Here is a 12,364-nt window from a genome sequence, read left to right as displayed (position 1 = left end):
ATTAGCCATGTAAATATGGGTTAACTTGTTCGTCTTTAATTGTTGTATATGGTCCGTGACCAGGGAATAGTGGTAAGTCTTCATCTAATTCAAATATTTTATCTAGTATAGAAGCTACGAGTGTTTCATAGTCTCCTTTATATAAATCAGTTCTACCTATACCTTGCTTAAATAAAGTATCTCCGACAACTGCAAATTCATCAAAGACAAATGACAAACTACCAGGTGAATGTCCAGGTGTATGGAGCACATTAAATTGGAAACCTTCTATCTCTACCGAACCTTCATCAAGTTGGTTTGGAGATACGTTGCTAGTTATTGGCTCAAGACCATATTGCTTGAATTTCTCTGAACCATTTTTATATGTGTCAGTTAAAAAATCAAATTCAAGTCGATGCATATAAACTGGGACTTGATATTTTGCTACGACGTCATCTAAAGCGCCAATATGATCAAAATGAGCATGTGTTAATAAAATTGCTTTTAACGGTTTATTAATTTGATTTAATTTTTTTTTAATCAAATCATAATCACTTGCAGGGTCAACTAAAATAACGCTTTTTTCATTCTCAATGAAATAAGTATTCGTCTTAACTAGACCCAATGCTAAACTCGATATTTGCACTATTCTTGCCCTCCATTATCCAAATGTTTTTCAACAGATGCCAATTTGTCATTCATTTTACGAGATTTATCTCTTCGCTCGTCAATTCTAATATTCGTACACACTCTATCGACACCTTTATTAAAAGGTAATTCATGAATGGCTTGAACTACTTCAAATAAATCTTTTAAATCGCCTTCAATCAAAGTATTCATAGGAGTTAACTGATAATCAATTTTACCTTGCGCTTTATATTCTTTTAATTTTGTTTGTATCTCAGCAATATATTTACTTACACTTGGCCCTTCTGTTCCGACAGGTATAACAACTACATCTACGATAGCCATTATTTAACACCTTCCTTTTCGATGATATAAGTATAAATTAAACCAGCAGCACCTGTAATACCAGCGTCATTACCTAGTTTAGCTTGCACAATTTCTGTACCTTGTTGTGCTGGCGTAAATGTTAAATTATGATATTCTGTTTTAATATTTTCAATTAAAATCAATCCTGCTGTAGACATACCACCACCTAAAACAATATATTTAGGGTTGCTTGTCACACTAATGATACTACATAAATAAGCAATATAATTTGCAACACGTTCTGTAATAAAAATACAGAATTGATCTCCTGCTTTAGCTGCATCAAATACAGCTTTGGCAGTAACTTCATTATCTTTAATGAGTTGTAATATTGATGATTTGAATGTTAATTTTGGATAATAAAAATTAACTAAATTGACTACACCAGTGGCAGAAGCAACAGTTTCGATACAACCAGACTTCCCACAGTTACATTTAAAGCGTTGATCATGGTCTACTCTAAAATGACCTATCTCAGCACCTGAACCGTTGTGACCATGGACAATTTCACCATTAGAAATAATACCACCACCGAGACCAGTACCTAATGTAATTGCAACCACTTCATCCGAACCTTGGCCTGCACCTTTATGTTTTTCGCCTAATGCTGCAACATTCGCATCATTATCAACATAAACAGGACAATCTACAAATTGTTTAAAGATATGTCTCACATTTACCGTATCTTTCCAATATAGGTTAACGGCACCATTAACTTCACCAGTTTCAAAATTAACTGGCCCTGGCACTCCGATACCAACTCCCAATACATCTGAAAAAGTAAATTCAGAATTGTCGATATGTTCAACGAAAGAATCATAAACATTTTTTAACAGTGCATAACCTGTAGTATCTGAAGTATCAGTTTCAATAGACCATTTCTCTATTTGTTCAAGTTGCTGATCGAATATTCCGAGCTTACAAGTTGTTCCACCAATATCTGCTGCTAAGATAATTTTTTTCATTTATTTATTCATCCTTCTCTGAGTTTAAGGAAACGTTAGTTCTAATAATAGTAATGGCAACAAACTATTAAAATTCTAGTTAAAATAAGTGTATATTACTACTTTAAAATCCATTTAGTACGTTGAAAATAACTGTTCTTTTCCTTAAATTTTATTTAGTATCTTTGTTAAAAACATATACTTCTATTTTAATATTATTCGTTTCACAATTGCAATAATAATGAACAAAGGCGCGATATAGAAATCTATTTTCCTTTAAAGATTTCATTATCCCGCTCCTTTAAGTTTAAATGATATAGTTATTGTTCACTTCTTCTTTGATTAATAATTAATTTGCATTTGATATACCTATCTTGTGTAATTAAGTTATATTCATACAACGAATGTATTTCTTGTGCCATCATTTCATATACATCTTCTTTATCTTTGAAATAAATAATAAAACCAAATTTTTTCAAAAGTTGTTGAACGTCATAAAATGTTTTTATTTCCTCAATCACTATCATCGCTCAATTCTTTATTTAAATTGATATAATCTCTATTACTTGGATCATTTTTTAATGCAGTTTTAATATATTTTTGAGCTTTATCTTTATTATCGATGGACCTATTTGCAACAGCTAGTTGATAGTTTAATATTGCAGAATCAGGGAAATGTCTTAAACCTCGCTCCCATGTTGCCATGCCTTCAGCTTTTGAGTCAGTTGTCGCACTGATAAATCCTTTTAAATAATATGTCTCATCGTCTGCGTAATTTTTATTTATTGTATGCTGAACCATGTCTTTAGCATCTTTATAGTTACCGCTTTTCATTTCTTTTTCAATGATTGTATTATATATATTATCTTCCTGTATGGTGAAAATGCGTATTTGAAATCCTATGAATAATACAATAAGCAAAATAAGGAATATCCAAAATTTATTCTGGTTTAGTTTAAAATAATAGCCTATTAATGTGATAAGTAATCCACCAATAAATCCACCGATATGTGCTACTATATTTACGTTTTGCATAAGCAATGACACACCGATTAAGATGACAAGTACGATTAACAATTGTCCTATTAATTTTCGATTATATTGTTTCCCAATATACATAAACGCAAAAATAGCACCAATTAAGCCAAAAATAGCCCCACTTGCCCCGACGGACACAGTATCAGTATTAAAAGATAATGAAGCAAAATTACCAAATAAACCAGCGACAAAATAAATGACTAAGAATCGCCAGTGTCCTACTATAGATTCAACTATTTTTCCAAATATGAATAAAGTTAACATATTCATTAGTATATGCTCAAAATTATAGTGTAAGAATATAGAAGAAATTACCCTATACCACTCACCATGAACTACATTAAAATGTACTAGACCGCCTACGTCTAAAAGTTTCAAATCAGAAAATCGGTTTAAAAATAAAACCATAGAAAGCCAAATAATGATATTAATTGCAATTAATGTGTATGTAATTGGTGCAAATTTCAGCATATGTTTTTCAATAGGATTATTGTTTAAAGCTCTTTGCTTATAATATGATTTCGTTTGATTAGAACTTTGATTGAAAACACTTTTTATAAAAAAATTTGGCATTATTTTTTCAATTTGATCAGCTTGACGGATAATTTTTACTTTGAACTTTATTGATTTCAGTTCATCTAAATTTTCATCAGTAAATGTTTTATCAGTATAAATAAATAAGTTATAACTTTTAGGTTTGAAATCTAAAAATGCTATAATATCTTCTTCATGGTCTTGGATTCTACTTTTATCAAATCTAACTTCTTGTGTGGAGTTGGCTCCAAATTTAAATATAACAACGGATTGTTTTTTCTTATTTGCCAACCAAATTTCTGTATCGTCTTGATTGCGATGCACTATTTGATAATTTAAATATTTAACCCAAGTAAAGATTGACTTCCAATAATGTTTTTCTGTAATCATTTTAGCCTCCATTATTTTGTTGTTGCTATAATTAGTGCTTGTACTGGTTGATCATGTGCTTCAATTTCGAAATCATCAAGCTGGAAGTCGTAAATTAAACTTATCGTTGACTGTTGATGGTGTGTTAAAAATTTATCAAAATAGCCCCCGCCATATCCAATTCTATAACCTGCATCATTAAAAGCTAAACCAGGGACAATGAGTAAATCTAAGTCATTTGAAATTTCTGTATCGGATATGACGTGGTTAATTCCTTTATCATCAGGTCCAATATTAGATAAATCATCCACGTGTTTAAAGGACATTTCTTTAGCCTTATAGTTTGTTTCAGGGACGTATACTTTTTTGTTATCACTAATCATCTTAGAAATAATTGGGTATGTATCCACTTCATGGGGCATTGAAAGCACTATACCTATACGTTTTGCTGATTCATATTCGCTCGTATGCATCAGTGCTTCTGTTAAGTATTGATCGGCAGATGGTTTCTGGTCTTCTACAGCAAATGCTTTCATTAATTTTATTTTTTCTTGTCTTAATGATTTTTTATCCAATTTTGACACCTTCCCGTTAGATATACTCATTTTATTATAACGTTTTAAAAATATAATGTCATTAAACTGCTATTTCAAGCACTCTTATTATTTTTCGAAAAAATAACCAGACTCTATAGTTAGAATCTGGTTTAAAATATAAATTATTTTGTTTCACGGTGCAATGTATGTTTGTTATCACGAGCACAGTGTTTTTTCATTTCAATACGTTCAGGATTAGTACGTTTATTTTTTGTTGTGATGTAGTTTCTTTCTCCACATTCTGTGCAAGCTAGTGTTACGTTTACGCGCATGCTAATTCCTCCTTACCTTTTCAAAATACGACTTATTTATCATACCATTTAGTTATAAAATTGAAAAGTATTAATTTTCAATAGAGACCATAACAAAAGGATTTTTCATTAAAATATGAAAGTATTTTGTTAATTTTTATCTTTTTCTTTAAAATAATAGTTTATAATATCTCTTCCTAAGTCCCCGCCGTTCAACCAAGGTTCTGGGACTGGGTGATTTGTGTAGACAATAGAAAACGCTAATTTAGGATTTTCTATTGGAGCGTAACCGACATAAGTTGAATTGACTCTTGGTTCTCCATCTTGGAATACTTCTGCTGTACCTGTTTTACCAGCAGATGGGACAGTAGTATCATTAAAGCTTTGGTAACCCGTACCTTCTTTTTCATTAAAAGCCATTTTAAAGCCTTCTTGAACTTGTTTTATTTGATCAGAAGTATTATTAACTTTATTCAATACGTTGCCTTTAACTTTTTCTTTAACAGGTCCTAGTGTATCTTTATTTGTTGCTTTCCTGATTTCTAAACCAATATGCGGTTGAATTCTATAGCCGTTATTAGCAATTGTAGAAACATATTGAGATAATTGAAGTGGTGTATAAGTATCATATTGACCAATAGATAAGTCTAAGAAATTACCGGGGTTATCAGTCAATGGTTCAATTTGACCACTTGTTTCATTTGGTAAATCGATACCTGTTTTAACACCTAATCCAACTTGGTTTAAACCTTTACGTAATTTTTGGCCAGCTTCAGAAATATCTGTTGGCAATGACATATTAGGTGTGTATGGAGAGCCTGCAATCTTCAATGCCGTTTTAATCATATAAACGTTTGATGAATGCATTAATGCTTCTTTATCATCGATTGTGACTTTACCATCTTGGTTAAAGTACGAACGCTTGGAAAGCCCACCAGAGAAAGTTAAAGGTTCATCAACCATTTCTTCGCCAACTTTAATTGCGTCGTTTTGATAACCTGCTAATAACGTTCCACCCTTAACAGAAGACCCTACTGCATATTGAGAAGTGAAATTACCAATATCATAATCCGTGAGATCACCATTTTTATCAATTTGTTTACCTGCCATCGCTAAAATATCACCGTTATTTGGATTTTGAACGACGACTAACGCATTATCCATATTTTTAGCGCCTTCGCTACGTAATTTACTTATTTGTTTTTCTAAATATTCTTCTGTTTTCTTTTGTAAATCAATATCAATACTTAATACGAGGTCATCGCCTCGTGAACCTGGATGAATGACTTGTGAATCTATTACTTCGCCAGATTTATCCGTAGTATATTTCATTTCTTTCTTTTTCCCTTTAAGGATATCATCATATTGATACTCTAAATAAGATTTACCAACACGATCATTTCTTGAATAACCTTTTGACAAATACTGTTCCGTGAGTTCTTTAGGAATACCTTCTTGTGTAGTAGAAACATCACCAAAAATACCTCTTAATGTATCTTTGTATGGATATTTTCTATCCCAATCCATAGTTGTATTAACGCCTGGTAAATCAGAAAGTTTTTGTGATACTGCTGCATACTCCTCGTCTGTAACATCTTCATTTTTAATCATTTGAGGATCTAATGCTGAACCAGCCATCATCTCACGATATATGGCTAACACTTGTAAATCTTTGTCCGAGAACGAATCAAATTGTTTTTCGCCAATTTTTTTATGTAATGCATCATCATACTCATCTTGAGAAATACTGCCATCATCTAATAGTGATTGTTCGTTTTTCATTAATTGTTCCGCTTTATTTGGATGTTTTAAAATCCAAAAATCTTGTTTATCTCGCTCAGTGATTTTAGCAGTATCCATCTTGATTAATTTGGATAATTTTTCAGCAATATCTAACACTTCAGATTGAGAAGTCTTCCGTCCGCGGGAATATGTAATTGCTTTTTTAGATGCGTTATCTACGAGTACTTTACCATTTCTATCCAAAATTCTTCCGCGTGGGACCGCTTCATTGACGGTTAAATTTTCACTGTTTTTAATTAATTGCTTGTAATGAGAGCCCTGTGCTATTTGCAAGTAACCTAAACGTAATACAATTATTGCAAAAATAAATACAATGACGCCAAATACAAAACTTATTCTTTTGTTCATGGTATTTCTTATTTTTTCATCATTTGATTTTTCTTTTAATCTTTTTAGCAAAACAACATACCTCTATTCAAAAGTGATCACTTTAAATGATATATGAAATTGGCGGAGATTTCTATTATTTTAATTAAAAAAATGACGGCCTTTAAAAGGCCGTCAAAAATTGAAGCTTAATTATTTAGCAGCGTTATATAATTCGTCTGCTTTTTCCCAATTTACAACATTCCAGAAAGCACTAATATATTCTGGGCGTTTGTTTTGGTATTTAAGATAGTAAGCATGTTCCCAAACGTCTAAGCCTAGGATTGGCGTTTTGCCTTCAGTTAATGGATTATCTTGGTTTGGTGTTGTAACGATTTCTAAGTCACCGTTATTAACAACTAGCCAAGCCCAACCTGAACCAAAGCGAGCTGCAGCTTTATCAGCAAATTCTTCTTTAAACGCATCTAAAGAACCCCATTGTTCTTTAATTTTATCAACTACAGTTCCTTTTTCTTCAGAATTTGGAGTTAACAATTCCCAGAATAATGAATGGTTTAAATGTCCGCCACCATTATTTCTAACAGCTGTTTGAATGTCTTCTGGTACACTATCTAAATTAGCAATAATTTCTTCGATTGATTTAGATTCTAAATCAGTTCCTTCAATTGCTGCATTTAATTTAGTTACGTAAGTGTTGTGGTGCTTGTCATGGTGAATTTCCATTGTTTGTTGATCAATATGTGGTTCTAAAGCATCAGAACCATAAGGTAAATTTGGTAATTCAAAAGCCATAAATAATCATCCTCCTAATTAATCTTTAAATAAAGCATAACAACTAAAAATGATGACAACAATTAATATGCTTATATATTAATTCAAAAGTCATAAAATAATATTTGTTATCTTTAGTTACTTTATTAGTATATCTCAAATCACTGCAATTTAAACATCTTTGGCTAAGTATTTTAAAAATTCTAAGTAATTCATACTAATGACCTATGCTTAGAAGGAAGGTTTTTAGTAATAAGCGACATATTGTGCTATTTTACAAGCAAATCATTACAACTTTGTTTACAATTATTGCACGCGTTGGCAAGCTTCACATATGCCATAAACTTCCAATTTATGTCTGTGAATATCAACTTTTGGTAAAAAAGATTTAATTTGTTCAATAGGGCAAAAATCAATTACTTTTGTGTCACCGCATGATTCACAAATAAAATGATGATGATGGTGGTCCGTACACGCGATTCTAAATTTCATTTCCCCATCAAGCTCAGTTCCTTCTACAATACCTAAATCTTTAAACAGGTGTAAGTTACGGTATATAGTATCAAATGAGATACCCGGATAACTTTCATCTAATTTTTGTTGGATATGCTTTGCGTTAATGTATTTATCTTCATTTACAAAAATATTAATCATATCTCTTCTTTTATTCGTATATTTATGACCTTCTGTTTTTAGAATATTAATAGCTTCATCTGTCTTCATTATTAATAGCCCCTTTCACAGTTCTTACTTTAATTTTTTGATATAACATCATGATTGCTAATAAAAGTACAAGTAATACTACAATCACACCGCCAGGAGAAATATTCATATAAAAAGCTAAAACTAACCCAGCAATAACGGAAAATTCACCAATGACAACGCTCAGGGTGATTAATTGTTTAAACCCTTTTGTCATACGCATAGCTATAGCTATAGGAAGTGTAATCAATGCGCTCACTAATAATATACCCACAACTCTCATAGATGCAGATATGACTAATGCTACAATGATAATAAATAAAAATTGTATCCATTTTGGTATGCCAATAACTTTACTATATTCCTCATCAAAAGAAAGAATAAATAATTCTTTATAAAATAAAAGAATGAAAGCTAATACAATAACGACAATCACAATAATTGTTGATAAATCACTAACCGTTACGGCGCTTATTGAACCAAATAATAAACCTACAATTTCTTGGTTGAAACCATCAGCTAATGAAATGAATATTGCACTTAATGCTATACCTGCACTCATGATAATTGGTATCGCGATTTCTTGATAATTACTATACGAAGTTCTAAGGTTTTCGATTAACAGCGCACCTACGATTGCAAAGAGAATACCAAACCACATTGGATTTATGAACGCTAATGCTGGTGCAATCGTAACAACGAACATGCCAAAAGAAATGCCCCCAAGTGTAACGTGACTTAATGCGTCTGCAATTAAAGATAATCTTCGTACCACGATAAAAGCTCCGATTAATGGCGCAATAAATCCAATTAAAATACCACTAATAAAAGAGTAACGCATAAAATCAAAATTTAATAACGCCTCAATCATGATGAACAACACTCCCTATTATGTTGATGGTCTACGAATTGGATGGGATGTCCATAAATTTTTGAAATTTCTACTTCATCTAATGATTTAAAATCTTCAGTCGTACCGTGGAAATGTAAATGTTTGTTTAAACAAGCTACTTCAGTAGCAGTATCTGCCACAACGCCTATATCGTGGGTAACTAAAATAATAGTCACACCTTCTTTTTTCAATGTTTCTAAAGTTTCATAAAATTCATTAACGTGTTTAGCGTCTATACCATTCGTTGGCTCATCTAATATGAGCACAGAAGGATTGCTAATTAACGCTCTGGCAATCAACACGCGCTGTTGTTGTCCACCAGATAATTCTGCAATATTTTTATGCATTAAATGGCTAATATTTAACCGATCTAATACTGCCTCAACCTGATTTTCATCCTTTTTGTTAAACCATTGAAATAATTTCTTACGCTTTGTAAGCCCACTCATGACGACTTCTTTAACGCTCGCAGGAAACCCTGCTTTAAATGCTTGTGCTTTTTGAGAAACATAACTGATTTTATATAAAGATTGCTTTCCATTATACACCTTACCGTCTACAAAAATTTGACCTTTTTGCAATGGTAATAAACCTAAAATTATTTTTAATAAGGTTGATTTACCTGCGCCGTTCGGTCCAACAATCGCTAAAAATTCACCTTTATTAATTTTTATGTTTATATTTTCCAAAACTTTCTTGTTATCAAAATAATAATCAATATTTTTTAATTCAAATACTGCAGTAGTCATCTTTTCACCTCGTTCTATACTATACAACTTGTGGACAATTATGTAAATAGTAATGTTTACGAATTAAAAAAAAGAGCGAACTAGAAATCTAATTTTAAGTGATTTCACGTCTCGCTCTGTTAATGGCAATAATATTTAATAATTGGTTGAAATATTATTGCGTTAAAATTTTATCTTTTAAATTTTCATCGAATTTTTGTTGTTTAAGCATTTCGATTTCAAATTTATAAGGTGGTTTTTTATTCTTTTTATCTTCACCAACATACGGTGTTTCAAGTATTTTTGGTATATCTTTAAATGTGTCATGATGAACAATATAATTTAATGCATCAAAACCAATATAGCCAAAACCGATATTTTCATGTCTATCTTTGTGAGCGCCAATATCATTTTTACTATCGTTTACATGGACAACTTTAATTCTATCGACACCGACAATTTTATCAAATTCATTTAGTACACCATCAAAATCTTCTTTAACATTGTAACCAGCATCATGGGTATGACATGTGTCAAAGCAAACTGATAAACGTTCATTATGATTCACGCCATCAATGATTTTAGCAATTTCTTCAAAGTTTCTACCAATTTCAGAACCTTTACCAGCCATCGTTTCAAGTGCAATTCTGACATTGTTATCATTTGTTAACACTTCGTTTAATCCTTCGATTATTTTTTTAATGCCGGCATCAGCCCCTTCTCCTACATGTGACCCTGGATGTAATACAATATCTTTAGCGCCGATAGCTTGTGTTCGTTCAATTTCACTTTGAAGAAATTCAACACCTAAATTAAATACATGTGGCTTCACTGTGTTAGCTATATTAATAATATAAGGTGCATGAACTACGATGTTTGAAAGCCCATATGTTTGCATTAATTCTTGACCTTGTTCAATATTCAATTCTTCTATAGGCTTTCGTCTTGTATTTTGCGGTGCACCCGTATAAATCATAAAAGTAGATTCACCAAATTTATGTGCCTCTTCTGCTGATCCTGCTAACATTTTTTTACCATTCATAGATACGTGAGATCCTAATAACATAGTTACCACCAATCCTTTATTTATTTTTTTCTGGCTTGACGATTTTGCTTTTTGCTAAATTTTTTACGTTCTTGACGTTTTAAATGTTCTAAATCACGTTGGAATTTTTTCTTATAACCAGGTTTAACCTTTTTCTTGTTTCTTTTTACTTTATATTTCAATTCATTAGTTAAATGATCATCTTTGTTTTTACGCGATTGGCGTGTATTGTGTGCTTTAATCGATTTTATTTCATCATTTTTAATATCAACGTTTTCGAAATGATAACCACGTTGCTCTATTAATGCTATGTTTTCTTCTTCTTCAGGACTATATAGTGTAATAGCAACCCCTTTATATTGGCCACGACCTGTACGGCCAACTCGATGTGTAAAGAAATCAATGTCGTTCGGTACATCAAAATTAATGACATGACTCACACCTTCAATATCTATACCACGGGAAGCTAAATCACTTGCAATCACATATTGAAATTCTAAGTTTCGGATACGTTTCATTTGTTGTTTACGTTCTCTAGGTGTTAAGCCACCATGTATCATACCTAATTTCAGTCCAGCAGTGTTTAATTGATCAGCAAGTTCATCAGCGCTATCGCGACTATTGCAAAATATAATACATAAATACGGATTTAAGATATCGATTAATTTAATTGTTTTTTCTATTTTTGCTTCACCTTTCGTAGGGATCAAATAGAATTCGATATTCTTTTTATTTTTTTGTGTGCTTTCAATTTCTACATAGTCAGGGTTTTCTAAATATTTATTTAAAAATGGATGCAGTGACTTAGGGATAGTAGCACTAAATACTGCTAAATGAGACCCGTCATCTAATCTTGTAGCAATGTGATCTACTTCGTCTATTAATCCTAAATCAATCATTAAGTCAGCTTCATCAACTACTAAATAAGATGCCAAATGGACATGCAAATCGCCATGTTTGGCTAAATCATTTATCCGTGTTGGCGTTCCGATAACAAGCTGTGGTTGATTTTTAGCACGTTGACGATCTTTCTCAATATCAGTACCACCTATAAAAAGTTTAACTGATACACCTTTTTTATATTCTGCTAAATGATTTGCAACATCAAAGAGTTGCTGTGCTAATTCTCGAGTTGGCGCTACAATAATAGCCTGAGGTTCTTTAATATCTATATTAATCAAGTGTACCAATGGTAATAAAAAGGCATGTGATTTGCCTGTGCCTGTCTGGGATTGTCCGATTAAATTGACTTGCTTTAATATTTTGGGAATAACGCGGTTTTGAACTTCTGTTGGTTGATTAAAGTTCAAATTTTGTACCGCCTCTATTAAAGTCGGTTCTAAATTAAACTTATCAAATGGGTGATTTGCCATGTTTTGGCCTCCTTAAATC

Annotated in this window: 14 protein-coding genes; all 14 read right to left on the bottom strand. The window is 31.8% G+C overall.

Features of this window, described 5'->3' with window-relative positions; all coding sequences use genetic code 11:
- Position 1: 1 nt before the first annotated feature.
- Positions 2-625: an MBL fold metallo-hydrolase gene (locus BJG89_RS07060; RefSeq protein ID WP_096809503.1), complete on the bottom strand. Its 624-nt coding sequence runs from the start codon at positions 623-625 to the stop codon at positions 2-4.
- Entirely contained in the window at positions 625-951 is a 327-nt protein-coding gene (locus BJG89_RS07055) for an MTH1187 family thiamine-binding protein (RefSeq protein ID WP_096809501.1), read from the bottom strand. Before BJG89_RS07055 ends, BJG89_RS07060 begins: the two co-directional genes overlap by 1 nt.
- Complete coding sequence (locus tag BJG89_RS07050; protein WP_096809499.1) at positions 951-1,937, bottom strand: glucokinase; 987 nt, start codon at positions 1,935-1,937, stop codon at positions 951-953. Before BJG89_RS07050 ends, BJG89_RS07055 begins: the two co-directional genes overlap by 1 nt.
- Before the next feature lie 299 nt (positions 1,938-2,236).
- Positions 2,237-2,443 (bottom strand): YqgQ family protein, encoded by a 207-nt coding sequence (locus BJG89_RS07045; protein ID WP_096809496.1) that lies wholly within the window; start codon positions 2,441-2,443, stop codon positions 2,237-2,239.
- Complete coding sequence (locus tag BJG89_RS07040; RefSeq protein ID WP_096809494.1) at positions 2,430-3,878, bottom strand: rhomboid family intramembrane serine protease; 1,449 nt, start codon at positions 3,876-3,878, stop codon at positions 2,430-2,432. The genes BJG89_RS07045 and BJG89_RS07040 overlap by 14 nt, the downstream gene beginning before the upstream one ends.
- A gap of 11 nt (positions 3,879-3,889) precedes the next feature.
- Positions 3,890-4,432 (bottom strand): 5-formyltetrahydrofolate cyclo-ligase, encoded by a 543-nt coding sequence (locus BJG89_RS07035; RefSeq protein WP_096809492.1) that lies wholly within the window; start codon positions 4,430-4,432, stop codon positions 3,890-3,892.
- A gap of 143 nt (positions 4,433-4,575) precedes the next feature.
- Positions 4,576-4,725: a 50S ribosomal protein L33 gene (rpmG, locus tag BJG89_RS07030; protein ID WP_019469354.1), complete on the bottom strand. Its 150-nt coding sequence runs from the start codon at positions 4,723-4,725 to the stop codon at positions 4,576-4,578.
- A 129-nt stretch (positions 4,726-4,854) separates the two neighbouring features.
- Positions 4,855-6,906 (bottom strand): peptidoglycan D,D-transpeptidase FtsI family protein, encoded by a 2,052-nt coding sequence (locus tag BJG89_RS07025; protein WP_096809489.1) that lies wholly within the window; start codon positions 6,904-6,906, stop codon positions 4,855-4,857.
- 120 nt (positions 6,907-7,026) lie between these two features.
- Positions 7,027-7,626, bottom strand: a complete 600-nt coding sequence (locus BJG89_RS07020) for a superoxide dismutase (protein WP_096809487.1) — start codon at positions 7,624-7,626, stop codon at positions 7,027-7,029.
- Between the two features lie 285 nt (positions 7,627-7,911).
- The gene (locus BJG89_RS07015) at positions 7,912-8,328 is read right to left on the bottom strand and encodes a Fur family transcriptional regulator (RefSeq protein WP_096809484.1); all 417 of its coding nucleotides are present in this window, start codon (positions 8,326-8,328) and stop codon (positions 7,912-7,914) included.
- Positions 8,315-9,178 (bottom strand): metal ABC transporter permease, encoded by an 864-nt coding sequence (locus BJG89_RS07010; RefSeq protein ID WP_096809481.1) that lies wholly within the window; start codon positions 9,176-9,178, stop codon positions 8,315-8,317. Before BJG89_RS07010 ends, BJG89_RS07015 begins: the two co-directional genes overlap by 14 nt.
- On the bottom strand, positions 9,175-9,948 hold the full coding sequence (locus BJG89_RS07005) for a metal ABC transporter ATP-binding protein (protein WP_096809479.1): 774 nt from the start codon (positions 9,946-9,948) through the stop codon (positions 9,175-9,177). The genes BJG89_RS07010 and BJG89_RS07005 overlap by 4 nt, the downstream gene beginning before the upstream one ends.
- A gap of 154 nt (positions 9,949-10,102) precedes the next feature.
- On the bottom strand, positions 10,103-10,993 hold the full coding sequence (locus BJG89_RS07000; RefSeq protein WP_096809476.1) for a deoxyribonuclease IV: 891 nt from the start codon (positions 10,991-10,993) through the stop codon (positions 10,103-10,105).
- A gap of 20 nt (positions 10,994-11,013) precedes the next feature.
- Entirely contained in the window at positions 11,014-12,345 is a 1,332-nt protein-coding gene (locus tag BJG89_RS06995; RefSeq protein WP_096809474.1) for a DEAD/DEAH box helicase, read from the bottom strand.
- Between the last annotated feature and the right edge of the window lie 19 nt (positions 12,346-12,364).

It is taken from the genome of Staphylococcus nepalensis (genome assembly GCF_002442935.1).
Classification (GTDB): domain Bacteria; phylum Bacillota; class Bacilli; order Staphylococcales; family Staphylococcaceae; genus Staphylococcus; species Staphylococcus nepalensis.
The sequence above is the reverse complement of the archived record's forward strand: the minus strand, read 5'-3'. Positions and strand labels throughout refer to the sequence as shown.